Source organism: Gardnerella sp. DNF01199S, assembly GCF_049244155.1.
GTDB lineage: Bacteria > Actinomycetota > Actinomycetes > Actinomycetales > Bifidobacteriaceae > Bifidobacterium > Bifidobacterium piotii.
In genome coordinates, this window is record NZ_CP058380.1 from 1213033 (window position 1) to 1239767 (window position 26735).

Sequence of the window (26735 nt, forward strand, 5' to 3'; positions counted from 1 at the left end):
CACAAATCACAAATCGCACAACGCATTACATCACAAAGAAAACTCTGGAAGAATGTAATCTTCAAGCGATTTTCCACTATCCATTAAACTCCAAGCAAGCGCACAAGCAGCACGCAAAGCATTGCAATCATTAGGATTGTTTACTTCAATAGATTTACAAACGATTTGAGCTCTAGAAGTTCCGCATGTAAACGTAGAATCGTCAACGCGCTTAGGAGCAACATGCACCTCGTTCAATCCCCTTAAATCCTTAGAAACAAAACTTGGTCGCAAATGTTTTGGAGCTTCAAGCAGCATGCGCGGATTGGTAACGCCCGTAAGCACTAGAAGAGACTCATACCCTCCTCTGGTACCTGCTTCAATGTCTGTGTCTAATCTGTCTCCCACAGCAAGCGAGCGCTCAATACTTATTACAGGATTTCCAAATTCGTCTTTTTGCGCATATTCTTTAATCTCTTCATCGTTGTGCTTTGCGTTTGCAGCAACCAACAATCGCGCTTCGTCGTACATTGCGCACTCGGGCTTTCCAGCAGACGCAATAGGCTCTACTCCAGTGGCATTTACTACAGCTTGAATCATCGAACCGCATCCAGGAGCTATGCCAAACTCGCGCGGAATTGTTAAATCGCGATTAGTAACAAAATACTTAGCTCCGCGCTCTACAGCAAAAGCGACTTGTGCCATCTCTTGCCAAGTCATTTGCGGATACCAGCCTTGAATAACGGCTTTTGGATTATCTTTACAAGACTTTACTGGATTAAGACCAGCGCTACGAACCTCTTGTACAAGATGATCTGCGCCTAGAACTAAAACGTTTGAACCGCTTGGAACATATCGAGCAACCATTCGAGCAGCTACAAGTGAAGACGTTATGATTTGCCACGGCTCTACTTTTAAGCCAAAACTTTCTAGCTGACTTGCTACAACTTCTTGAAAACGAGAAGAATTATTAGTTGTGTATTCAATAAACATGCCATTTTTTTGAGCATTTTCAATTGATTCGGCTGCGTATTCAACGGATTTTCCGCCTCTATACACTACTCCGTCTAAGTCAAGCAAAGCTAAGCGAAAATCCTTGCTTAACACAGATTTGCTATTTGAAAAATTCGCTCGTTCATCAAGTTGCATAAAATATCCTCACGATTTAAGAATACCAAAGTAGAAAATGCCCAGCTTACTATACTTTTACAATACAGAAGCTGGGCTTAGAAAATATGATTTGTACTATTCCTCTTTAGGCTTAACTGCACTCATCTCTACAGTTTCAGTATTATCTGCGATTTGTGAATCGTCTGAATCTTCATCTGAATCATCTGAATCATCTGAATCATCTGAATCATCTGAATCATCTGAATCATCATCAAAATCATCTTCCGAATCATCATCCGAATCATCATCTGGAGCAAATTGCGCGTCATCTTCACTAATGCCAACTTCGTCCATAATCGCATCATTAAGATGTTCCAAATCGTAGTCAATCACAACATCTTCTGGATTTTCTTCGTCTTCAATATCTGCAAACTGCTCTTCTAAGCGGTCAAGCAAAGCGTCAAGCTCAATCGCCTCATCGCTTCGCCCAGCCTCTTCAAGGAAGTACTGCTCCGCTTGCACAGCGCGCATTCTATACTCGCCAGGCAAGCCCTTAGACCTGCCCATTGCGTGAACAAGCTCAATCGCCTTATCTGCATGATTTGTATCTGCCAAAACGCCTGCGTACACAAGGAACATTTCTGCTTTAACTTCGCCGCTAACACTTTTAGCTTCATCCGACATGCAAATTTCCAGCGCTTTATCGAGGTTGCCCATACCGCGCTCGCAATCTGCAATAAATGGAAGATAATCCGTGTAGCCATTCATTCGCATAGCTGTTCTAAACTCGCGCGCAGCAAGCTTATAATCGCCTTGACGGTACGCAATAAATCCTAGTGTTTCGCGCGAAAAATCAATGCGAGACGCCTGCTTTGCAGCCCACTTTGCGTGTTCTAAAGCAAGCTCTGGGTCTTCGTCTTGCAAAGCGTATGCAGCAAGAATATGCAAGCCAATGTTTTCGGAATGCTCCTTAGAAAGACCACGCAAACGCTCGCGAGATTCCTTAGAAAGCATGGAATACTCTAGACCCTTAGGCATTTTTGGCTCGCCCGGGCGCCTATCGGTATACGGGTTTTGAGATGGGTAAGAAACAGTTCCATCCGAGTTTCTACGAGGGCCATTCTCAAAACGGAAAGACGACTTTGAATCGTGCTTTCTAGAATCGTTCTTCTTAAATCCACTCTTGTGGAAGCCATCCTTGTGGAATCCGCCGCGATTATCTTCAAAGCGTCGATCATTGCGCTCGCCACGATTATCGCGATCAAACTTCTTGTATCTTGGATTGCCCGATTCCTTTGAATCAGATTCAAAACCACGATTTGTGCGCTTATTGTAATCGCTATGATTGTATCGATTATCGCGATTGCGCTTATCTTCGCGATTATATCTATCTTCGCGATTATCTTTTCTGTCAAATCTGCGATTATCGCGATCAAACCTGCGCTCACCATCGCCATCAAACTTGCGATCTGAGTTCTTCTTAAAACCGTTCTTATGGAAACCATCTTTGTGGAAACCGTCTTTATGGAACCCACCGCGATGCTCACCGTCTTTGTGGAAACCACCCTTGTGGAATCCTCCGCGACGCTCACCATTTCCACCATTTTTACCGCCATTTTGACGGCTAAAATGGCCACGATTACCAAACGACTTACCACTACGCGATCCGCGTTCTTCGCCCATTATTGGCATACCTTTCAAAGTCTAAAAATATAAAATTATACTAAAATCTAATGCTAAAAACAAATAAAGCGCGCTTAAAAACTACGCACGCTCAACAGCGCCAATAGCCTTCTTGCCCCTACGAAGCAAAGCAAAACGACCGTGCAAGAATGAGCTATCGCTCAAAACGTCATCAACGCTTTCTACGCGATTATTGTTAACGTACAATCCGCCAGCTTCAATAGCTCTACGAGCCTCGGAAATAGTACGGAACAATCCTGCAGCAACAGCGGCCTCAACAACGCGATCTTCAACATGCGCTTTAGCAAATTCCAAAGTGCCATCTTGTGCTTTAACTTTAACACCATCTAAAGCAGCTTCAAGAGTTTGCTCGTCAATTCCAGCTAAATCGCCCTTGCCAAAAAGCGCTCCAGAAGCAGCAATCGCCTGATTCGTAACATCCTCGCCATGCACAAAACTTGTAACTTCCCAAGCGAGCACACGCTGAGCTTCACGACTTCCTGGATCTTCTTGAATCTGCTTTTCCAAACGCTCAATCTCGCTCTTAGGTAAGAACGTAAAAGCCTTAAGAAGCTTAACAACTTCATCATCTGGCTGATTAAACCAGAATTGATAGAAGCGATAAGGGCTAAGCATTGTAGGATCAAGCCACATTGCGTTACCCTCAGATTTTCCAAACTTACGACCTTGATTATCCGTAATAATTGGGCTTGTAAACACGTTTACAGAAGCTCCGCGAACCTTACGAATCAAATCCATGCCAGAAGTCAAATTACCCCACTGGTCAGATCCGCCAAGTTGCAAAGTAACGTTGTAATTATCAAACAAGTACAAAAAGTCGTTTCCTTGCAAAACTTGGTAGCTAAACTCAGCAAAAGAAATGCCTTCGTCGGAGTTTAAGCGGCGAGCAACAATATCTTTAGAAAGCATTGTGCCAACTCTAAAGTTCTTGCCAACATCGCGCAAAAAGTCGATAGCAGACATTTTAGAAACCCAGTCGTAGTTGCTTACAAAACGAACAGGATTCTCTCCATCAAGAGGCAAAATGCGGCCAATTTGCTTGCGCAAACGCTCCGCCCAGCCAGCAACAATATCTTTAGAATTAAGCGTGCGCTCTCCGCTTTGGCGCGGATCTCCAATCAAGCCCGTAGCACCACCAACCAAAGCAATAGGATGATGGCCTGCAGCTTGCAAATGACGCATGTTAATAAGCTGAACAAGATTGCCAATATGAAGCGATGCAGCAGTAGGATCGTAGCCGCAATAATAAGTTAATGGTTCTCCGTCAAGTGCTTGAGCAAGTTGATTTTCGTCAGTAGATTGAGAAATCAATCCACGCCACTTTAGCTCTTCAAACAAAGAAGCAAATCCAGCTTCTTTGTAATTCCTCACCTGAGCCATTTATATCTCCTTATTATTGCAAAAATTACCGAAAGTATCGGGCGCATTTGCGCGCTACAAGCCTTTCAATTTTGGCAGCACATGGAGACACTCTTATAAGCTGTTCCGTCGCTTACAGATTCAGCGAATTTCTTATACTCACTAATCGCAAGCTGAGCTTGATTAATTTGTTCTTTTACGCGCACAAAAGCTGTTCCACCTTTGCCGCATCTAGAAGAAACAGAGCCATAGCTAGAAAGAACAAGTCTAAGATCTGGTATTTTATTTGCATCAATAATGCCGTCTAAAATCGTTGCATAATCGTCGTTACTCAAATCGCTTAAATCGCATTTAAGACTTTCGGCACGTTTTACACATAGTCCCGATAACGTATGCGCATTGCGGAAAGGAACGCCTTGTTTTACAAGCCATTCTGCAATGTCTGTAGCAAGAGCGAAACCAGTTGCAGACTGCTCAAGCAAGCGAGGCGTGTTAAATCGCATTGTTCTAACCATTCCTGCAAATGCTGGAAGCAAAACTTCTAGAGTGTCGATTTGGTCAAAAACCGCTTCTTTATCTTCTTGCAAATCGCGAGCATATGCGGTTGGGAGACCTTTAAGAGCGGCCATTAATCCAGTTAAATCTCCGATTAATCGCCCAGCTTTACCTCTAGCAAGCTCCGCAATATCTGGATTCTTCTTTTGAGGCATAATCGAAGAGCCAGTCGAATAGGCATCGTCTAAAGTTACGAACGCAAATTCTTGAGTATTCCATATAATAATCTCTTCGCTTAAGCGAGAAATATCAACGCCAATCATAGATGCAATAAACGCAAACTCCGCAACAACATCGCGGCTTGCTGTAGCATCAATCGAATTTGCGCAAACAGCAGAAAAACCAAGCTCTTTAGCAACTTCTTCGGGGTCTAAGCCAAGAGTGTTGCCAGCCAATGCCCCTGCTCCGTATGGACTTTTGTTTGCGCGCAAATCCCAGTCCGCAAGGCGATTTACGTCTCGCAAAAGCGGCCAAACATGAGCCATTAGCTGGTGTGCAAGCAAAATTGGTTGAGCGTGTTGCATATGAGTGCGGCCAGGCATTACAGCGTCTTTTGCTTCTAAAGATTGAGCGACTAAAGCATTGCAAACATCTAGCACGAGTTCCGCTAATGCGCGTGCGTGTCTGCGCAAAAACATGCGTATTAAAGCTGCGATTTGGTCGTTTCTAGAGCGTCCAGCTCTAAGTTTTCCACCAAGTTCGCTTCCTGCAATCTCAAGCAAGCCGCGCTCTAATGCTGTTGCTTCGTCCTCGTCTTCTTCAATTGGAGCAAAAATGCCATTATCTACGCGGTTTTGCAACTCGTCTAGCGCTTTGCAAAGATCTGCGTATTCTTGATTTGTTAATAAACCTGCACGATGCAAAGCGTGTGCGTGCGCGCGAGAGCCTGCAATATCGTCATCCGCTAACCGCCAATCAAATTGCGTTGACTTGCTAAGCTTTGCGAGTTCCGCGGAAGGCCCCGAGCTAAAACGGCCGCCCCACAAGGCTATTGGATGATTAGTATTGGCATTTGCGCTGGCAGTGGCGCTGTCATTTGCGCTGTCATTGGCATTTGCATCGTGCATAGTTATTCTTTCGTCTTTTTAGTCGTTCTTAGTTGTTCTCAGTCGTTCTCAGTCGTTCTTAGCAACGCGCATATCTCGAGCTGCAGCAACTTTACTAGACAATCCGTAGATTTCAATAAATCCGTTGGAAGCGCACTGGTCGAAGGTATCGGAAGAATCGTAAGTAGCTAAGTTAAAGTCATACAAAGACTCATCCGACTTTCTGCCTGTTACAACAGCCTTTCCTGCGTACAAAGTCATGCGAATATCTCCAGAAACATGCTCCTGCGTCTCGTTTATAAACGCATTCAAAGAACGCACAACTGGCGAGAACCACTGGCCGTCGTACACAAATTCTGCCCACTTTTTGTCTAGAGCACGCTTAAGCCTGTGCTGCTCGCGCTCCAAGCAGCAATTTTCAAGCTCTTGATGCGCTGTAATCAAAGCTTGCGCGCCTGGAACTTCGTACAATTCGCGAGACTTAATGCCAACTAAACGATCTTCAATAATATCGATTCTGCCGATTCCTTGAGCGCCTGCCCTCTTGTTCATCTCTTCGATTGCTTGAAGCGCGGTTACGCTGTGGCCGTCAATCGCAACTGGAACGCCTTTTTCAAACGTGATTGTAACTTCGTCTGGAGTTTTAGCTTCCAAAGGATTCTTTGTGTAAGAGTAGCATTCTTCGGTTGGAGCGTTCCACGGATCTTCCAAAAAGCCTGTTTCAATTGCCCTTCCCCAAACGTTTTGGTCTATGGAATACGGGCTTTTCTTGCTTTGAGTAATCGGAAGATTATGGTCGTTTGCAAAAGCGATTTCCACATCTCTAGTAAGCGACAAATCACGAATTGGGCTAATTGCCTTTAAATCTGGGTCCAAAGACTGAATCGCAACTTCAAAGCGAACTTGATCGTTTCCTTTACCCGTGCAACCGTGTGCGATTGTGTCAGCGTCAAATTCGTGCGCTGCGTGAACCAAGTGACGAGTAATAAGTGGCCTAGAAAGCGCGGAAACTAAAGGATACACGTCTTCGTACATTGCGTTTGCTTTTAACGCAAGCATGCAATAGTTATCCGCAAATTCTTCGCGAGCATCAACTACATACGACTCAACAGCTCCGCAAGCTAAAGCGCGGTTTTTTATGACTTCAAGCGCTTCTCCGCCTTGACCAACATTTAATGACACGGCTACAACGTCTTGGCCTGTTTGCTCTTTAAGGTACGGAATTGCTACAGATGTATCGAGGCCACCCGAATACGCCAATACAATACGCTTCTTATTAGTCATAGCAACCTCCCACGGTCATATATTGAATAAATAATATTGAATAAATAAACAATACATAGCATATTATACAACTATATATACAATCTCAACACGCGCAGAAATACACCATTTTGGCGATTCGCGCTTAGAAGTATTTAATCAAAAACCAAAACAAAGATAATACTTATACAGTTAACAGATATGCTTAGTAGGCACAATTTTAAGGCATAATTTTATAAGCATAACTTATAAGCATAATTTATAAACATAATCGCAAATGCGTTATAAATATTTTTTATTCGGAACTGTTAACTCAACCTTAAACCCACCGTATTTGCTTCTGCTTATATCAACCGTTCCATTATGAGCGCCAATAATCTGCTGAACAATCAGCAGACCCAAACCATGACGCTGTTCTGCAGTACTTGTATCGCAAATCATATAGTGCGGTGCATGATTAAGCTTGTCGATTTTTTCATCTGAAGCACCTATACCGTTATCTTCAACACAAATAATACAATTATTATTATTTTCAGCAACGGATACATAAATCGTACACCCATTTTCATTGTGAGATATGCTGTTCTGAATAAGATTAGATATTGCTCGTTTTAATAAATCTTTGTCTACGCTAATATTGCAAACAGTCAATTTAGCATCTGTTTCCCACTTAATCGAAAACTCATCTTGCATACCCATATTCATAAAGTCCACAACAACTTGCCTAACAACAGCAACAACATTTTCTTCTTTTTTCATAATTGGTTGCATATTATATTCAAGTTTTGAAGCCAAATTAAGGTCATTAATCAAATTCTTCATTCTTGCACTTTGCTTAATAATCATCGTCGCTTTTTTACGATCTTCTTGCGAAATATGGAGAGAATTTTCTAACTGTCCTGCATACCCCATAACCATAGATAACGGCGTACGAATATCATGTGAAACTCCAGCTATCCAATTCGCTCTTGCAGTCTCCTTTTTTCTCAATTGTTCTTTTTGTATTTGCAAAATATCGGAAGCAGAATTTATGTTAGATGAAATTTCTGAAAGCGCTCCTGTTTCTGGAATATGCACGCTTTCTCCACTAGATAAACGTTGTATCCCTTTTGTAATCGGATTAATTGATTTTAGTAGTTTTATATTAGCTATTAAATAAATTCCAAGAATAAGCAAAATGTTGATGAAGAATACGCTTAAAAGAATCTGCGGAAAATTTGAGATTAAACTGTATTTCCAACTTGGTCGTGTATGTTTCCAAAAGCTTTTATGCGGAAATCCGACTACGACAACTCCATTCTTATTATCACCCGTGTAAGTTGGATAACCATCAATATAACCAACGCTCAAATTAGCTACATCAGACAAAGTATAATCGTTTGGAATAGTTGCAGGAACGTCTTTTGTTTTCCATACGACTTTCAATGTATTATTATCAATCAAAATTGCCCATGCGCCAGAATTTGTCAATTTGGAAGACATATTTTTTGATAATACATAATCCCCACTTGCGGATAATTGTAATGCTTCTCCCGTCTCTTTGGCTATGCTATAAGGAGACATCTCTTTATCGGGAGCGTAATTTCCTATAAGTACAATAAACGCAATAATATTCATTAATACTATAAGCACAGAGCTTAGTAGAAAAATACTTATAAAGCGTTGTATTAGTTTTGGTATGCTTTTCATTCTGCTTTACTCCACAATCAGCTTATACCCTAAGCCTTTAACTGTTATTAAAGAAACAGGCTGCGATGGATTGAGTTCTATTTTTTCTCTGATACGACGTATATGTGCCATTAAAGAATTTTCATATCCAAAAGGATTATCACCCCATGCAGCTTCACATAACGCGTCAATTGTTACAATGCATCCAGCATTTCTATAAAGTGCAGAAAGTAAATCATATTCTTTGGCTGTGAGTGGAATATGTTCGTTATTTTTTATTACTTGGGCAGAAGAAAAATCAATCTGACTATTTTTCAGTTTAACAATGGGATTTTCGCTCTTGTAGCTTCGTCTTAAAATTGCCATAATGCGAAACGTTAGCTCTTTTGGAAGAAACGGCTTTACAATATAATCGTCTGCTCCTAAGTCAAATCCCTTAAACTTATCTTCATCTTCACCGCAAGCAGTAAGGAATAAGATAGGACAATCACTATATTGTTTTATCTGCTTCATTAACTCAAACCCATTACCGTCGGGGAGCATAACATCAAGGATTGCTAATTCTGGACGTAATTTTTGTGTTGCCTCTACTGCATCTTTTATACTTTTTGCAGTCGTTATATTATAAAAACCGTATTCGTTTAATATGGATACAACCATATCTAGAAGTTCCTGCTCATCATCAACAAGTAGCAGATGCTTGTTCAATAAATAATCATTCCGATTCATGGAGAACCCCCTAACATATATTATGCCATGTGAATATTCATTTTTTGACCTCGAATAAAAATGTAAGGTAGATGTAAGGTGAAGAGAATGTTGTAGAAAGGTTGACGCAATATCATAGATTCCGAAAGGAGATATTGCCATGAACAATATTGTTACAACAGAACATTTAACAAAAAAATATAAGTCATTTATTGCTGTTAATGATGTTTCACTTCATATTCGCAAAGGTAGCATTTACGGCTTTCTTGGGCCAAATGGAGCTGGAAAATCTACAACAATGAAAATGCTCCTAGGGCTTACAGCTCCAACAAAAGGTGCATTTACGATCGACGGAAAAAAGTTTCCTGCCGATCGCATACCTATTTTGAAAGAAATAGGCTCATTTATTGAATCACCATCTTTCTATGCAAATCTAACAGGTAGAGAAAATCTTGACATTATACGTCGCATTTTAGAACTACCTAAGAGTGCAGTTGATGACGCATTAGAATTAGTAGGTCTTTCTGAGTTTGGAGACCGTCTTGCAAAAAAATATTCGCTTGGCATGAAGCAAAGGCTTGGTCTTGCTGGAGCATTGCTTGGTAGACCACCTATTTTGATTTTAGATGAGCCAACAAATGGACTCGATCCATCTGGCATACACGAAATCCGAAATCTGATTAAGTCACTGCCAGATCTTTACGATTGCACGATTCTTATTTCTTCTCATATGCTATCCGAAATTGAGCTTATTGCAGATGATATTGGAATACTTAATCACGGACACTTGTTATTTGAAGGTAGTTTAGATGAACTACGACAGAATGCATTACAATCTGGTTTTGCTTCCGACAATTTGGAAGATATGTTCCTATCCATGATTGATGAAGACAATAAGATCAGGAAGCAGAGTGCAAGACTATGAAAACGCTTGTAATCGAACTAAAAAAATGCAAGAGAACTGGCTTTATAGCTCTTATGATTGCTATTGGCGTTATGGGAGCAGCGTACGCTTTTGTGAATTTTATTGTACGAAAAAATACATTATTAAACCTGCCTTTAGCTCCTATGGATATTCTTCTTACACAGCTTTACGGCATGATTATGGTGTTAAACATGTTCGGCATAATAGTCGCCGCATGCATTATCTACAACATGGAATTTAAGGGAAATGCAGTAAAAAAGATGCATATGCTTCCTATGAGTGTTCCAACTATGTACCTATGCAAATTTATGTTGCTGACCGTTCTGTTACTAATCGCTATTTGCATACAAAATTTAGCACTTGCAAAAATCGGTGTAACAGATTTGCCACAAGGTACGTTTAATGTAAGTACTCTTATATCTTTTGCTGCATATTCATTTATTACGTCAATGCCTGTATTGTCCTTTATGATTTTTGTATCATCACGATTTGAAAACATGTGGGTAACGCTTGGAATTGGTGTAGCAGGATTTTTAAGCGGCATGGCATTGGCTTCTTCAGACATTGTGCTTTTTATGGCATCACCTTTTATAGTTATGCTAAAACCAGCAGTTGCCATGAGCGCGCAACCTAATACTACGGTCGTAATCGTATCCATAGTTGAAACACTTCTGTTTTTATGTTCTGGATTGTGGGCGGCTAAGAACCTGCACTATGAATAAAAACACGCACTATAAGTAAAAACTTGCACTATATAACTATGAATAAGGAGATTATGAAAATGAGATTTTTTGAACTTCTTAGAATCGAATTTAAGAAAGTAAAGCGTAGTAAAATTATTCCTTTGATTTTTATTGCGCCATTACTTGTGGTTGGATCTGGTGTAGCAAGCCTTCATAGCTACTTCACTCCAGAATATACACACGCATGGGCTGCTATGTTTATTCAAAGCGCATTAGTCTATTCATACTATTTGCTTCCGCTTAGTATGATCGTTGTTTGCGTGATGATTGCAGGACGAGAAACAAGCAATAACGGAATACTAAAAATGCTGGCACTGCCTGTTAGCAGATACGCGATTTCTGCTGCAAAATTTTGCGTACTGCTATTTTATTTGCTTATGGAAATGGTCGTATTTTTTGCTGTATTCGTTATAGCAGGATTGTTTGCAACCAGTAGCACAGGAGTTACAGAAACGCTCCCAATTATGTATCTACTAAAATGGTGTTTAGATCTGTTTTTGACTATGATTCCAAGCGTAATAGTCATGTGGGCGATTACTGTGCTTTTTGAGAAGTCAATGTTATCCGTTGGATTAAATATACTTCTTGTTATTCCTGGAGTATTAATAGCAAATACTCCACTTTGGATAGTTTATCCTTATTGTTACAGCGGATATATGGTTTCCCGCTCTCTACATGCAGTTACATCAACAGGATTAGGAAACGGATTTAATCTTATACCATTTTTGCCATGTGCAATTGCAATATCTGTGTTTGTATTTTTGATTGCAATAACACAATTTGGTAAAAAAGAAATGAGATAACAAGGGGTACTAAATAACAATGCAACGAAATAACAAATGCAGATGTGGCTTGCAAAATCGCGTATGTGAATTGCAAAATCGCGTATAAGGTTTTAGCTATACGCAAAAACGCGTAAAACGCTCAAAACGCTCAAAACGCAGTATGGAAACAAATAGAACAAAAACAAACAAAAAGCTTTCGGTTTTGAATACCCCTAGTAGCAAACAAAACCGAAAGCAACACACTCAACACTCAAAACACAAAACACACACAACAAACGCGCATATGATGCAGACTAATAGGCTTTATGCATCCTTACCGCTGTTACAAAAGTTATTTTTGTATATTTTAGTCATAAATTCTATTGACTTCTTTATCTCTTCATCGCTAGGCTTTGTGCGCTTTATATTGTTTTGTATTACAGCTTTAGAGCATTCTTCGCAATCGCATTTTTCAACATGATTATCTATAAGATCACCAGGATGATCAATATAATTCCTAATATATGTGCTCATAGATTTATCACGTTTACAATATGGCTTGCCAACATGGTTAATGTTAAAATGATTATCGTCAGTGCTATTTTCAGTTTCCTGTTCAATTAGCCATTTGTCAAAACTACTTATACTTTTTTCTGATACAGTTCCCTTTCCTTTATCATAATGCTTTCCTATTGCCTTCTTATGTAGAGCATTAAAAAGCTCAATATGATATTCAACACTAGGCATATCAAATGCACAATAGTTTATTTCTCCCCACGTTGGAGAGTATTCCCCAGATACGTTCAGCATCTCTTTTTTATTAAATCCACTATATCGTTCTTTGCTATTCGCACTTTCTTTGCTTGCCTCTTCCTTACTAAATATATTTAATTTGTCTTTTAAGCTTGGCTTATTATCCGTGTTTTGATTAACTTCATAGAATGCCTTCAATAAATACGGAGAATGAGTTGTTATAAGAATCTGAGATCTTTGTGATAATTTATTAAATGATTTCATCAAATTATTTTGTGCATTTGGATGCAGGAATGTTTCTGGCTCATCAATGCAAAATATAACTGGCTTTTCTACACTGTCTTCAGATTTATTATTTATCTCTGCATATAACTGAATCAGACTCAAAGCCAGCGCTCTCTGCATACCTGTTCCCTTTTGGCACACTGGCGTAGCAATCCCATTATCAGATACAAGTACAACACCATTTTTGAAGAAACTATCTATTTCAGGTAGTTCAAAATCGAATTTTACTTCGCCCTCTCCGTATTGCTCATCTAGTATTTTTGTTACTTTGCGCTCTGTATCTTCCAGTATTTTCTGTAAGCCTTTGTCTCCAAACGCTTCTTTGTGCGCATCCTTAAACTTTCCCCATAAAGTTTTATTACCGTTTCCATCATCTTCTCTTTGAAAATCTTTTGTTAAATCATTTATTATTTTTCCTATTATCTTTGTCTTACCAAAATCTTGATATTCTTCATTCTTTAAGTCGGAATACACAAATTGCACATCAAACAACGCTGCAATGGTTTTATCAATTCCCGTAGGGTTTTCGTATCTTTTAATTCCTTCTTCATTGGAGTTTGGATTATAAACCCTTATATTTTTAATATCCAAATTAACAGTTTTCTTACCTTGCACAATAGAAGTGTTCTCGGAACTTCTTAGTATTCTTATGCTACAAGTTTCATCACTGCAATTTTCCTTTATAAGATAGTCCTGGTATTTTTTTAGACCATAGTTATCACTATTAACTAATTTTTCAATATCTGTACCTGTAAATTCAATTTCAACACTTACATCTTCTGACTCTTTCCCTTTTGTTATATACTCTTCTTTACTCTTTCCCGATTGTATAAATTCAATCGCTCTAAAAATTGTTGTTTTACCGCAATTATTATTTCCAACAAAAAAATTAATTCCGTCCGATAATTTTAATACATGACTTCCAGCAAAACTCTTAAAATTATTTAATATTATTTTTGAGATATACATATCAAACTCCTTACATAAGTTATATGCAGAATACTTATTTTCTTTCTAAAGAATAAATATGTTCATTATTTAAGAGAAATAAAATAGCATCTTTGCATCAATTGTAATTCTATGATTATTATTTCTAGAATCGCTTTGTTTTCTATTAGTACCATTTAAAACACAACTATGTGCTATAAATTCCTAACTGCTAAAGTCGCAACATTATTAGAACATTTTGATATAGCAAAGGGATGAATGGATTAACCACTCACCCCTTTACTATTTTGTAAACACTAGAACTGTCTTTACGTAATGCCTAACAAATTACAAAACATAACCATTAAGCTTAAAGACAATTCCAAATCAGTGCTTAGTGACGAGCCTTGCGAACAGCAGCACCCATGCCAGCAAGCATAGTGGCAGCCAAAGCGGTCAAAGTTACGCCAACACCAGTAGCAGGCAACTTCTTACCGGCATCCTTCTTCTTCTCAACCACAGTGGTCTTAGCACCAGCAGCAGCACCATTGGCACCAGCCTGGCCAGACTGACCCTGCTTAGCCTTTGCATCCTTAGAAGTCTCAGCTGGCTTTGTGTCCTGAGGATTCTTTGGATCAGCTTCAGCTGGAGCAGGCTTAGCTTCATTCAAAGCCTTCTGAGCCGTCTCAAGAGCCTCCTGAGCTGTGCTCAATTCCTTCTGAGCTTTCTCTACAGCAGCCTTCTTCTTTGCACCATCAGTATCATTATCATAGGTAGCTGTCTGAGCATCATTTGCTGCCTTTGTCTTATCTGCAACAGTAGCCTTAGCCTCTTCAACAGCAGCCTCGAGCCTCAAGACCTGAGCTTTAGTATAAGTCTTAGCAGCCTTCTTCTGAGGGATGAGCAATTCGTTAAAGAAGCTGCTCACTTCTCCTTGGTTCTTGAAAGGCGTGTCATCATTATTAGCAGCCATTGCTGGGGTTGCCATTGCAAAGCCAGCGAGCAAAGTTGCGCCAGCAGCGAAAGCGGCGATAGCCTTCTTATTCATCATTTTATTTCCTTTCTTCTTCTCCTATGCGTTAGGGGCGCATAGAAAAATTTGCCTTTGCGGTTTCCCGCGTAGTAACCGAGAACTAGGGATTCATCGGTAACTGACTTAAAAGATACAACATACTCTACCGAAAATCAACTAAAACATTCAGCTAACATTAAGGTTTGTTCTAAATATTTTATTGTGATTTTACTAAACTAATACTATTTGCCGTAAATTTTACATATGATTCGCTATCAAACCGTAAAAATACGCATTTCAAGGTTTTTGAAGAATTTTCCCAGGTTTTTTTAAGGAAAGCTTTTCGGGTGTGTCGTGTCGCTTGCGCGGTCTAAGCAAAAAGGCAGGTACTGTCGTAAATCAAATACAATCGCACTACAGTTTTGCGTGTTTATGTAGTGCGTTTGTATCAAAAAACACCGAAATTCGGTACAAACACACTACATGGCAGGTTCTGTCGTTCGCACGGATTAGCCGCGCTCACGTCTTCGCTTGCGTTGAAAGCACAGTGTGCTTTCAACCTTAAGCAAGCTCAGCGCTCCGAATTGGAAAATCGTTAGCGCGGTCTAAGCGCGCTATTCCTCGCGGCTATTAGTAGCCGCTCGGCTGATTTGGCATGTAAAGTCCACTGGACTTTACATTTGAGCCAAATCACGCTTTGAAGGAGCTTGAAATGCGTTATGCAATTTCAAGCTCAGTCAAAGCGCACTACAAACTTCCGCATTTTGTAGCTATAAACGGCGTATCCCACAACAAAAAGCGGAAGTATCGCACGCGCGAATACGAGCAAAACGAGATTAAACGCCAAAACTTTCAACATAACCTAGAAACAGTAAAACAACAAACATAACCGCGCAACTATGGATGCTACTATCCGACAATCTTACGACACTCTTCGATTCTGGCATCCAACGATTCTGCCCTACTACCAATCAACCCTACTACCAATATGCCCTACTGCTCTTTGCAATTAGCCCAGTGCTATATTCATAAGTATAGGTGTTCTGCATATGAGCATCACTCGGCGACCAGCTTCCATCTGAAGATTTTGAAGCCTTAAACAGAATATAAAGACCACATTTTCCATCCTGAGAGTCCCTGTTATACTGCAGATAAGTAATGTCCGAACGGCTTTCATTCAAAACAAAGTACATATCCCCCTTGGCGGTATAACTCTCCTTGAACACAAAGCCTTGTGCCGCAAAATACTTATCAAATATCTTAAGCGCTGCATTTCTTTCCCTCTTTGATTCTAAATCACGCTCAGTGTCATCATGCAAATCGGAATTTTTCTCTGGCTCTTCAACCTTTAATCTTGTATCTTTTAATCTTGTATCTTCCCTGTTATTGCGATCGATTCTGCTATACCACTCAGATTCACTTATTTTTGGATCAGTATCAGTTGAATCTTTCATTGGTCGAAGATACTTAAGGAAAAATGGGCCTTCAGACTTATAAAGATAATACTCAAAAGGAGCATACATATCATCCACGTGCTCTGTGTATGTACCATTATCATTTTGTTTCACAGAATATCTTCCAACAATAAATAAAACGTCAAAAAATCCAAGACCTAAGATAATCAATACGCAAAGTAGAACAGATAGATAACGAAGTACAATTCTTATACCTATTTTCCGTATACGCGAAATAAGATAGAGATTATAGAAAACACATTCAAGAGCAATCGTAATCATCCAAACAACTGGCATTGCCGCGCATATAACATATACCCAAGTCTGCAAAAGCCACCGATTTGGAAGATGCAACGCAGTTATTTCAAAAAATGCAGTTAGAATACCACTTAACACAAAAAAGCAACAAAGAACCAGTGAGAGTCTACCCTTCCCCTGTTGATTATCATAGCTAAGAAAAGATTTGTTACAATCTACATTTTCACTACGAAAACGACTGTGTAGATTGCGTTGCCAAATAACACAAATAACCCAAATAAGAGAAACTCCAACAAGAAACAGAATTGCAAAACAATAGGTAATCCATCCAAAAAGCTGTAGCTTATTGGATGCCATAAAAGCAGTTCCAATAATCATTAAGATGGAAAAGATTTCCGCACTCGGCTGTAAAACCTTATACTTGTACAATTCTTTATTTGCACTGTTAAGGTTTTCACATATTTGCTCATGTGATTCACAACATAGAGGATTTTTCTCATCTGTGGGAGTATGTTCCTGCTTTTCTTTCTCTTTCATCGATGAATCTGACATTTTTCTGTTCCTACATTCTGTTTCCTATATTGCGCTTACGATTTACAATTGTTCTAATTATTCCAGTCGCTTAGTCTGTTCTCTTCTAGCGTAAATAATCGCGAGTATTTGAACTTCTTTTCTACTCTCATCAACACAACGCTTTCGACGTATGTAGAACCTTTTGCTCAAAGAAGAAGAAAACAGTCTTATAAAATCTTACGCTGCTACTGCGGTTCTTTTCCATTGGTGCTGCTTGATAACAAGAACAATATCGGTAAGCACAATACCAACAACTACGCTTACCCATACTAAGCTCGATGTAAGCAGCCAAGCGAGAACACCGAAGATAAGCAGTCGAAGCAGCACAGCAATGACTAAGAAAGGCCAACTTTTTGTTAGGCATTTCTGTTGATCAGCCTTCAGCGCGCCCATAAGAACCATAACCGCAGCCGCCGCGCAAGAAAATATCATATTGCCCAAGAATATGACGAGTAGCGTTCGCCAGCCAGCGATAGTACCCAGCATCCACCATTGCAGCATCAATGCAAACAAAAATGTTGCAACATCGCATACTGCTTCCATCAGCATATTCGCAACAATTAACGAGGAAAATGTTAAAGACACACCTCTAGAAGTGTCTGTTTTACTTGCGCTCTCATGCTGTAATGCAATCATGTTTCTCGCCTCGGCGCGCTTTACGCGCTCTTCTTCAAGCATTTGAACGCCAAGCTCAACCGATTTCTTTGAAGCTTCCTGTAATTGCGCATCCGTCATACCTGGCTGCCAAGGCTTTTCAAAAACAAACAGCAACACACTAGTGATTGCTGCGCCAATAATAATGCTTAGCAGCATAATATTGGAAACAAGCAATAAAGCAATACCAGAAGTCACCAGCAGCCTGAGCACAAAATCGATGATTCCTCTGAGTAAATCGCCAGACCTGTCATCCGGTCTACGATGCTTATCCCACTGCAGATACGCTGCACTTAGAAGCGAAAACACCACAACACTCAGTGCAAGTATTGCCACAGTTTCCCAACCTAGTACGCGGTGCCCTACGAACTGCTGTACAAGCAACGCAATAATAAGCGTGCAAATACCAGCAACAGTTTCTGTAATCACATAACCCCAAAAAGCATCCTTGAAAAGCACTGGCCTTACCTTCGTCTCACTCATCATCTTTCCTCAGAAAATCCAATTACGGAATATCGTGCTATGATTGCACAGCTTTGATCGCACAAAATATCTAAAAAATTACCCTAAATATCTAAAAATTACCCTAAACACCGCTTGAGCGGTCAGTATAGATAAAATTTAATATTTTTCCTATATATTAATCCAATACCTTCTTGTTGTAACGTTTCCTCTTGATAAGCTATTTTTCACTTTGTTTTCTAAAATTCCACCATTATTTTCTATAACTCGTATCGAGCCGATATTGTCATCATCACACGTAATTAAAACTTTATGTAGATTCAAAGTCTCTTTACAATATGCAAGTGCCATAGAAAGCATTTTTGTTCCATAGCCCTTCATACATTCAGATTGTCTAATCTCGTACCCTATGTGACCACCATAGTTAATTAAAAAAGAATTTAATTCATGCCTAATATTAATTTCACCAATAAATTTTTCATTATCTATCAGCCAAAACGTAGTAGCTTTAACATAATTTTCAGGCAAATTTATACCATGTTCAATATTATAAGAACTCTCTATAATTGTCTCATAATTTCTAAAACGTCTTTCTGCATTCGGCCTAAAAATTTCATCTTCTTCATTTGCTTCTATATAACCTTGGATATATTTACTATCTGGTCTAATTAATTTCATAAGTTCTCCTTATTCTCAATATGCAATTCTAATAAGAATACAATTCTATTAAAATTAGAATCCATAATAGTCTGTTTAGCTTTAATAGTATTACTATTAAAAAAAAACCACACACAAGCTTTATTAAAGAAAAATTTTTTTATTTTTCCAATAAGTGCAGGCTTTTCGCATCCATAAAATTTTTCTTTTCCATAAAGCACAGCTTCTACTAGAAAAATAATGTATGATACAACCAAATATGCAAACAAAAAGTGGGTGCACTTTTTAACGATAGAAAATATCGCAAAAGGTTTAAGATTGGCTTAATAGCTTGCTGAACAATCTTACGCAATAATCAACATGCCACTATTCTTACACCCACTCCCCATACGCGAATTTAATATTTATATAATTAACTAAATTCACATATTTATTACCTAAAATCCTATATTTGTTAAAGTACCTTTACGTCGTTGAATCGCCACACCAACATTCCATATGATCACACCAACAATTGCCCACAACGCACCAACAATAAGAATCACAAGTAGCGATACGCCAACATTTACAGAACCATCAACTATGCTACGCGATACTTGCGTAACATGAGTTACTGGAATCACATATAACACGTATTGCATCATCTTAGGAAATACGCTAATTGGAGCAATCACACCACAAACAATAGGAAGTATTGCACTAAGCGCGTTAGAAATAGTATAAACATCATTCATCATCATGCTTATAGAAGCTATAGCAATACCAAATCCCGTAGAAGCAACAGGAACAATAAGGAACAACAGCATCAACGCGCTCATATTAATCACAAAGAAAACACTCGGGCTTACTACAAGCATTGTTATAAACAAAGTCACAGCATCACTCACCAAAGAAATAGTCACGAGCGCAATAATACGACCGAACCATAATGGTAATGCAACTTTTGCGCTTGTAAGCACGAATGGTGTTGTGCCTTCAAAACGATCCCATGCTAGTGCTTCTGACACAGTCATACTTGTGGAAATAGAACACGCACCCATAACAGCAGCAAGAGTTGATGCAATCAAACTATGATTGAAACCCGCGCTAGTCGCATAACTAGCTGCTCCATTGAAGCCTCCGATTACAGCTCCAGCTAGAAAAACGTATAAGAACGTGGATAAAAGAGGCTCAACAATCATACGGATAACAGCAGTATTCCAACTATTTAAGCTAGGTATACTCTGTATACTCACTCTTGCGCCAGTTCGTATACTAGATAACACGCTCACGTGACCATACTGAGAATATTGACTATATTTATGCAATTCAGCGTACTTATTATTTTGAATAATTTTATTTCGCATTTTATTTCGCATAGTTTCAACCTGATTATTATTTCGTATCATATTATGTTCAAACTTCCATTAAGCGTTGCAAGTCGAATAGCATGACGTAACATAAAACCTGCAATAACAAGCAAAACGCTGGATAATACAACGCATAACACAATTGCTAACACAGTAGTAGCATTAAACGATTGCGCATGAACCACCCACACTGCAGACGTGAGCGGATGAATAAACGCAATAACGCGAGCTGGCAATGGCATTGATTCTACAGGTATCACTATTCCACAAAGCATCCATACAGGAATTAAAATCAAACCTTCATAAACTGTAGCTTTACGGCATAATACAAAAATTCCAGATAATAATGCAGCAGAAGCTACGCAAGCTAGCATAGAAAGTAAGTATCCAACTAACTGCGTGAATGTTATCATAAAGAACCCATGGCAGAAAACAGCAACGGTAATAATCGCAAGCGGCATACCAATACAACCAAGTAAAGCTGCGGATCCTACAATAGGAAGAAACACTGCAGAAGGTGAGATAACACTTAAAGTTAAATATTGCAATGTTCCTAAATAACGCTGGTATCCAATAATTCCAACAGCAGTAGTCGTAGCAGACCATAATCCAGCTATAGAAGAATCAACCCAAATATTATTAAGACAATTAGCGCAATCATGAGAAAAACCATAGTATGCAACAATTTTCATCAACGCAAAACATACTGGAGCAAGTATCGCATTTTGCAAGAAAAACGTTGTTTTCGCTAAACTTTTAAGCTGAAACCACAAGCCACGAATCACAAAAGCATATGAACGAGTAGAAGTATTCATATTAAACCTCCTACTTATTCAATGAAAGTGAAGAAGACGAAGAAGACGGCGTAGCAGCAGAAGAAGAAATATTTGATGCAGAAATATTGTCATTTTGAACAATAGCAAGATACGTTTCTTCCAAACTTGCAGCGCGATCACCTAAACGTGTAATCCCATCAACAGGAATTTTAATATTTCGTTCTTGAGATAATGTTTTACTCCACGCGATAGTAATATTTAACACTCCATGCGATTCAAAAACATCACACCACAACACTCCATCAAGTTTTTGCAATTCTTCCTTAACACTAGGAGTTCCGCTTGATGCTTCACCGTCATACGCGTACATTGTTACATGATCAATATGCTGCAAAGAAGCCAACTGCTGCACACTTCCCTGAGCGATAATATTACCGTGATTTATTACAGCAACAGTATCAGCTAATTTTTCAGCCTCACTCATCTCATGCGTAGTTAACAAAATCGCTATTCCTTGATCTCGTAAAGCATGAATAATTTCACGTACTTTCCTAGCATTTTCAGGATCCAAACCAGTGGTAGGCTCATCTAAAAGCATAAGATCCGTTTTAGCGACCAGCGATCGAGCAATATGCAATCGCTGCCACATTCCCCTTGAAAAAGTTTGAACAGCATCATGAGCTTTATCAAGTAAATCAACTTGCTCAAGAGCATCGTGAATACGCTTACCTTGCTCCCTATATGGAACAGCGGAAAGATCAGCAAAATAACGAAGATTATCTAATGCACTTAACCTTTGATAAAATCCTCGCTCACCTCCAAGAAGTAACGACACGTGCTTACGTGCTTCTCGAGGATTACCCACAGCATCAATACTGGCAATACGAACACTACCACTATCAGGAGCTAACAACGTGCCAACAATTTTTACGGTAGTTGTTTTACCTGCACCATTCGGGCCAAGCAAGCAAAATATTTCACCAGAATGAATATCAAAAGATACGTTATGTAAAACTTGGCGAGTTGTTTTCTTATGACCGAATCCACGAGAATAAGATCTTGTTACATTATCAATACGCAATATTAAGTTGCTAGTTGACTGCTTATTATTGTTATTGCGACTATTAGTTGCGTCTTCTATATTATTATTCATTATTATTGCTTCGTTCTTACTTATTATTAAAGCTTAATTCTTACTGTTATTAAACCTTAATTCTTACTGTTATTGAATAAATTTCAACAATGAAAATCAGTTAGATAAAAAGATAACGCTTGCTTACAAGAACGATAAGAACGCGCAAAAACATGCAAAAAACGTGCAAAAACCAACGCGCACGTGCAAACATAATGACAAACATCATGTGCAATGCGTGTTTAATACTGCTAAAGAATATGTATCTTAAGCTGTTTTATGTGCTTTTATATGCCTTTCAAACCGTTCTTAAGACTAGCGATCATTTGGGCAGTCATAGCGCAACACCTCATAAACTTAAATGTGCTTTACGTGGAAAATTATACGAGCATTACGTCAAAAACTCAAATATAAGCAATCACAAAACATTTGTTTAACATTTGCAAAATATTACTATTTCTTCTTATAACCTACAGCAACATTACCTGTTTTATTAAGTCCTGGTACTTTAAGAACACAAGAGCTTGACTTACAAGAGCCTGGCTTGTCTTTTAAATCAAATTTCCCAACTAAAAATAAAGCTTTAAGCCCTGGACCAGGTAAATTAAACGATGAGTCAACTAACTTAATACGCTCACCGCCAAGAGTGACTTTAGACAAATCATAATGAGAATCAAGAATATCTCGTGACACAAAGAGATACAACTCATTCTTATTCATATAGTTTTCTGGTATACGAAACTCTTCCCGAGACACCGCCACTGTTTCCCAATGATACGACGCAAGCTCCGCCTTCTCCTCATCGTCAGCACATGCAGAAAGAGAAAATAGAGAGCCTAGCAGCAGAAGCATAACAAGACAACTTTGAAAAATGGTTTTACAAAAAATAGTTTTACTCCTCATAACACCACTAGCCTCCTTTTCGTTAACACGACTCTGTATCAAATGATTATAAAACAGACTATTAAGTAAACAAGATCTCCCATTCTCTCTGATTACTGTAATAATCTTAATAAATATTCTATTTTTTTTATTAATTTGTCTATACTATCGACGCTAATCTCTTCACTTACTAGCAAACTATACTCTTTCATAAATAGCAAGATTCGAAGAAACAGAAGAACCAATATCATCGCGAGCGTTTAATGCTTCCAACAATATTCCCTCATAAACGAAGCAATCACCTGCAAATCTTCACCTTCATAATACCCAACAAACAACTTCTTAAACTCAGGAACCCTATTTTCCGGAATAACCAACAAGCCCTGACCATGAGAAATCAAACAGTGTATGGAACTTTTTTACAATTTCTACACCGATTTGTTACCCAAAACATAAACAACTAAATTAATAATCACTCGACAGCAAAATAGCCTTAATGCTCATTGCAGAATGAAAGTTAATATTGGAAATATTGTAGGAGTGTAAACATCCAAGACAATTGCAAACAGAGAGTTGTTAATTTTTTTGTTCAATAATCTTATCGGTAAATGCCTTTAAAAATTCTTTAGAATTGCTCCAGCCTGCACCATTGTTTACTTCAGAAAAATCGAACCCAGATATTTCATCTAAAGCTTTACTACAAACCCATTCATACATTCCAGCCTCTTTGCTTTTATATATTATTAGGAACAATGGTTTCATTGCTTTTTTACCTAATAATATGACACTAATATATTGTTTAGAATATACTACATCGTTATACCATTGTCCTGTCAGCCAATAGAATTTATCTTTGCGCCCCTTTTCACCAATCTCATCGCATAGATTTTGTAATTGTTTAGCCACATACGTGAGAACCTTTTTATCTATGTTTTTTATTAGCAAAGTTTCATCAACACCATTTTTACTTATCTCTTTCCAGTCAACATCTTCATTATTTTCTGAATTTCCTTCATTTCTTGCAGACTTTTGATTTTCTGTTTTTAGCTCTCTATTATTATCGCTAAAATTATTCTGATTCTTACAACCTGAAATAAGTGATATAAGACAAACTACCATAGTCAAAAAAGCATAATGCTTGATATGCTTCATTTATACCTCCACCTACAACTTAATCTTTACCTAATTGCAGTTACGATTCTCATGTTCAATCTTCGCTCGATACTTCACTATCATCTGCCCAATATTCATTCATCTCGTAGTACAAATCATCTTTGAGTCTAATAAAACTGACGGGATGTAAATTATGGACAAAGACTGCAAATCTGCAGCCTATAAAATAATTGTAACTAAAAATCATCCGATAATCTACAGGATTTTATTTCCATACATAAACAGATGCGTGGCAAAATGAGTACACGCTTTAACGATAGAAGCGAGATATCGCAAAAGGTTTAATTGCCATTTACAACTTTCTCAATATCCCTTTTCCCATAAAGCACACGAGAAACCACAACTTCATACTTTTCTTCAAAAACAAAATAAAAAATAAGAAAATTATCACACGACACAAACCCTATGCCTTATGCAAGGACTCAAAAACCTTATCCGCAGGCTTCACATCACCAGATAAAACCGACTTATAACCCTTTTCCAACTCATCATTCAACTCACCTTGAGTCATAGAACTCACATCACGCGGCTCTCTATAACCCAATTTCACATCAAAAGGAAGCCCCTGCCGTAAAACAACCTGCTTATAAAACATGGTAATAGCACTCGAAGGAAGAAGACCCAAAGAATTCAATATATGCTCTGCCTGCTCTTTTAACTCTGGATCAATACGAGTATACAAGTTAGCTGTTTTCGCCATATAATCACCCCTTGTTTCTTACAACGATTACATGACATTGCATTGGCATTGCATTAATATCAGCATTAGCATCAGCATTTACACTTATACGTAATATTAAAAGCAAATTGCATTCAAAAACCGTAAGAAACCAGCTAATAAACTTAAAACATAACAAAATCAAGTCACAAAACTTACACAAAAACACTACTCATCTTGATATTCAAGCAAAGCATCAGTATCAATCGTTTTAATCTCAAACGTTTTCTTGTTGAAACACAAAAATTATGCTTAATCATAAGATTTGCAAGCTTCACACCATCAACCAAAATAATATGCTGATTGTAAGAATAATCTTTAGCTTTCTGCGAAAACCTAGACGTTGTAACAAAAAGACCATGCCCTTGCTTACCAGCTAGCCGAAAACCACGCTTAATTAACACCATTCTTCTTTTTCAGTGCCTTATAATTCGGCACATATCCAACCCTCACCCCATTGGGATATGTTTTCACGATATGATACTCAATGCCGTATTTATCCAGTTCTTTAAGTCCTGTCTGCCAATGACCGCTAGATTTTTTGGATATGGTTATCCCAACTTTCCAAGTAAGATAAATTAACGTAAAATGAGTGAAAATAGTCCGTCTACGACAGTAGTCATCCACTTGACTATATAAATTTAAGGAGGTTGACATGAAGAAATCTATGTATCAAGCTATACGATTATTCCTTTTTTCATTATTACTCCCTCTTTTAGGTCTTATTATTAACTCTCTTAAATCACTCAATTGGGAAATTGTTTATGACTCACCATTTTTATTCATTGTTATAGCTCACGGGCTTGGTTTGACAACGCTTGTCCTTTACTCAATCGTTGTCAATCAAAAAACACTCGAAAACTTAGGAGTTTGTAAAACCATCACTATCGCGCTCATCGCCCCTGCTATTGATTTGTTTATATCACAAGCATCTCCTCAACAATTAGATATTAACTGGATTGACTGGTTCATGAACTGGTACATTACATATTTTTTAACTATTGAATGTATTCCAACTATAATTCCAATCATTGTTAAAGAGTTTTTACGCAGAAGAAAACAAAAGCGCAAAGCCTAAAAATGCACCCACCTAATCCATACGTGACATCAATACTATAATATCTTTTACTTCCAAGATTAGCTATGAAATCAACTTCTAACTGTTTCTTGATGCCTTTATAACGTATATTATATCTGTGAACAACATCTCGTAAACGCACGTCTCTTCCTATTTAGAATTATTTCCATTTCGGAATTTAATCTAAATACATTATGAAGAATAGGCTCATGGAACTCAACGCTATTTAGAAATCTATCGCAAAAAGTCTCTGACCTCACCTAAGCTAGCCGTGGACACTCTTTAGAATAAATACATCGCGTCCACTCCACTTAGGAGTTGCAAAACATGTACTTGTATGATGTCATCCATTTAATTAGTCTCGCTGTCTAGTCGGAGAATTGTTTTACTTGCTTGACTTAATAAGCACGACTATCCAAGCGATAAGAATCAGTTCCATTGCAATGGCTACTCCAAGCAGATGATATAACTCCATAATAGCGAAAGCTACAATAACTGGAACCATTACGCTTGTTAGAATAGAAACTAGCTGCATTTGCTTACGACTGTTTGAACATTTACTCATTTAGATGCTTTCTTAGTAAGCTAGTGCATTTAAAATCACCAGGGTCTCAAGTGAACGATAAGATAATAATAATAATGCTAACGTCCACTGATGAAATTCAACTATTTGAAACTAACGGTGCTAAAGTACATCTCTCACTAATTAACAAATTATCATAGTTGGCGTGAATGGCATTCTGAGTGACGGTGGCACCATTCATGTCA

The 26735-nt window shown here is 38.4% G+C and carries 24 protein-coding genes; 4 read left to right on the forward strand and 20 right to left on the reverse strand.

Features of this window, described 5'->3' with window-relative positions:
* Positions 1-30: 30 nt before the first annotated feature.
* The 7 genes from HXT45_RS04840 to HXT45_RS04870 all read right to left on the reverse strand — a co-directional run bounded on the left by HXT45_RS04840 (position 31) and on the right by HXT45_RS04870 (position 9413).
* Positions 31-1128: an HAD-IIA family hydrolase gene (locus HXT45_RS04840; protein ID WP_415684720.1), complete on the reverse strand. Its 1098-nt coding sequence runs from the start codon at positions 1126-1128 to the stop codon at positions 31-33.
* 96 nt (positions 1129-1224) lie between these two features.
* A complete protein-coding gene (locus HXT45_RS04845; protein WP_421781464.1) occupies positions 1225-2772 on the reverse strand; it encodes a hypothetical protein in 1548 nt (515 codons plus the stop codon).
* 81 nt (positions 2773-2853) lie between these two features.
* On the reverse strand, positions 2854-4173 hold the full coding sequence (gene tyrS / locus HXT45_RS04850; protein ID WP_004574605.1) for a tyrosine--tRNA ligase: 1320 nt from the start codon (positions 4171-4173) through the stop codon (positions 2854-2856).
* 65 nt (positions 4174-4238) lie between these two features.
* The gene (gene argH / locus HXT45_RS04855; RefSeq protein ID WP_421781466.1) at positions 4239-5774 is read right to left on the reverse strand and encodes an argininosuccinate lyase; all 1536 of its coding nucleotides are present in this window, start codon (positions 5772-5774) and stop codon (positions 4239-4241) included.
* Between the two features lie 48 nt (positions 5775-5822).
* Positions 5823-7037, reverse strand: coding sequence for an argininosuccinate synthase (locus tag HXT45_RS04860; RefSeq protein WP_415688285.1), 1215 nt, complete (start codon positions 7035-7037; stop codon positions 5823-5825).
* A 261-nt stretch (positions 7038-7298) separates the two neighbouring features.
* A complete protein-coding gene (locus HXT45_RS04865) occupies positions 7299-8705 on the reverse strand; it encodes a sensor histidine kinase (protein WP_004574608.1) in 1407 nt (468 codons plus the stop codon).
* Positions 8706-8711: 6 nt separating this feature from the next.
* Positions 8712-9413: a response regulator transcription factor gene (locus HXT45_RS04870; protein ID WP_172539762.1), complete on the reverse strand. Its 702-nt coding sequence runs from the start codon at positions 9411-9413 to the stop codon at positions 8712-8714.
* A 139-nt stretch (positions 9414-9552) separates the two neighbouring features.
* Between HXT45_RS04870 and HXT45_RS04875 the strand changes: the two genes are divergently transcribed.
* Genes HXT45_RS04875 through HXT45_RS04885 form a run of 3 tightly spaced genes read left to right on the forward strand, consistent with a single transcriptional unit; the run spans position 9553 to position 11863 of the window.
* Positions 9553-10317 carry an ABC transporter ATP-binding protein gene (locus HXT45_RS04875; protein WP_004132070.1) on the forward strand — a complete coding sequence of 255 codons (765 nt, stop codon included), beginning with the start codon at positions 9553-9555 and terminating at the stop codon, positions 10315-10317.
* On the forward strand, positions 10314-11039 hold the full coding sequence (locus tag HXT45_RS04880) for an ABC transporter permease (protein WP_116438328.1): 726 nt from the start codon (positions 10314-10316) through the stop codon (positions 11037-11039). The genes HXT45_RS04875 and HXT45_RS04880 overlap by 4 nt, the downstream gene beginning before the upstream one ends.
* Positions 11040-11098: 59 nt before the next feature.
* Positions 11099-11863 carry an ABC transporter permease gene (locus tag HXT45_RS04885; protein ID WP_032816711.1) on the forward strand — a complete coding sequence of 255 codons (765 nt, stop codon included), beginning with the start codon at positions 11099-11101 and terminating at the stop codon, positions 11861-11863.
* A 285-nt stretch (positions 11864-12148) separates the two neighbouring features.
* Here the strand turns inward: HXT45_RS04885 and HXT45_RS04890 are convergent, their stop codons facing one another.
* The 12 genes from HXT45_RS04890 to HXT45_RS04945 all read right to left on the reverse strand — a co-directional run bounded on the left by HXT45_RS04890 (position 12149) and on the right by HXT45_RS04945 (position 25296).
* Positions 12149-13831 (reverse strand): ATP-dependent nuclease, encoded by a 1683-nt coding sequence (locus tag HXT45_RS04890; protein WP_128832125.1) that lies wholly within the window; start codon positions 13829-13831, stop codon positions 12149-12151.
* A gap of 352 nt (positions 13832-14183) precedes the next feature.
* Positions 14184-14840 carry a peptidase gene (locus tag HXT45_RS04895; protein ID WP_275883741.1) on the reverse strand — a complete coding sequence of 219 codons (657 nt, stop codon included), beginning with the start codon at positions 14838-14840 and terminating at the stop codon, positions 14184-14186.
* A 941-nt stretch (positions 14841-15781) separates the two neighbouring features.
* Positions 15782-17065: a YcxB family protein gene (locus HXT45_RS04900; protein ID WP_421781472.1), complete on the reverse strand. Its 1284-nt coding sequence runs from the start codon at positions 17063-17065 to the stop codon at positions 15782-15784.
* 198 nt (positions 17066-17263) lie between these two features.
* Positions 17264-18223, reverse strand: a complete 960-nt coding sequence (locus HXT45_RS04905) for a hypothetical protein (RefSeq protein WP_421781474.1) — start codon at positions 18221-18223, stop codon at positions 17264-17266.
* A 150-nt stretch (positions 18224-18373) separates the two neighbouring features.
* Positions 18374-18880 carry a GNAT family N-acetyltransferase gene (locus HXT45_RS04910; protein WP_004132062.1) on the reverse strand — a complete coding sequence of 169 codons (507 nt, stop codon included), beginning with the start codon at positions 18878-18880 and terminating at the stop codon, positions 18374-18376.
* 416 nt (positions 18881-19296) lie between these two features.
* On the reverse strand, positions 19297-20247 hold the full coding sequence (locus HXT45_RS04915; RefSeq protein WP_421781476.1) for an ABC transporter permease: 951 nt from the start codon (positions 20245-20247) through the stop codon (positions 19297-19299).
* Positions 20244-21023: an ABC transporter gene (locus HXT45_RS04920; RefSeq protein ID WP_172535032.1), complete on the reverse strand. Its 780-nt coding sequence runs from the start codon at positions 21021-21023 to the stop codon at positions 20244-20246. Before HXT45_RS04920 ends, HXT45_RS04915 begins: the two co-directional genes overlap by 4 nt.
* 10 nt (positions 21024-21033) lie before the next feature.
* Positions 21034-22137: an ABC transporter ATP-binding protein gene (locus tag HXT45_RS04925; protein ID WP_421781478.1), complete on the reverse strand. Its 1104-nt coding sequence runs from the start codon at positions 22135-22137 to the stop codon at positions 21034-21036.
* Positions 22138-22569: 432 nt separating this feature from the next.
* The gene (locus HXT45_RS04930) at positions 22570-23019 is read right to left on the reverse strand and encodes a hypothetical protein (protein WP_421781480.1); all 450 of its coding nucleotides are present in this window, start codon (positions 23017-23019) and stop codon (positions 22570-22572) included.
* A gap of 555 nt (positions 23020-23574) precedes the next feature.
* Positions 23575-24150: a hypothetical protein gene (locus tag HXT45_RS04935; RefSeq protein ID WP_421781482.1), complete on the reverse strand. Its 576-nt coding sequence runs from the start codon at positions 24148-24150 to the stop codon at positions 23575-23577.
* A gap of 424 nt (positions 24151-24574) precedes the next feature.
* Positions 24575-24871, reverse strand: a complete 297-nt coding sequence (locus HXT45_RS04940) for a type II toxin-antitoxin system RelB/DinJ family antitoxin (RefSeq protein ID WP_101889388.1) — start codon at positions 24869-24871, stop codon at positions 24575-24577.
* Positions 24872-25044: 173 nt separating this feature from the next.
* A complete protein-coding gene (locus HXT45_RS04945) occupies positions 25045-25296 on the reverse strand; it encodes a restriction endonuclease (protein ID WP_240320590.1) in 252 nt (83 codons plus the stop codon).
* A 248-nt stretch (positions 25297-25544) separates the two neighbouring features.
* Between HXT45_RS04945 and HXT45_RS04950 the strand changes: the two genes are divergently transcribed.
* Positions 25545-25967, forward strand: a complete 423-nt coding sequence (locus HXT45_RS04950; RefSeq protein WP_421781485.1) for a hypothetical protein — start codon at positions 25545-25547, stop codon at positions 25965-25967.
* Positions 25968-26352: 385 nt separating this feature from the next.
* Here the strand turns inward: HXT45_RS04950 and HXT45_RS04955 are convergent, their stop codons facing one another.
* Positions 26353-26532, reverse strand: coding sequence for a hypothetical protein (locus HXT45_RS04955; protein ID WP_101889390.1), 180 nt, complete (start codon positions 26530-26532; stop codon positions 26353-26355).
* Positions 26533-26735 lie beyond the last annotated feature (203 nt).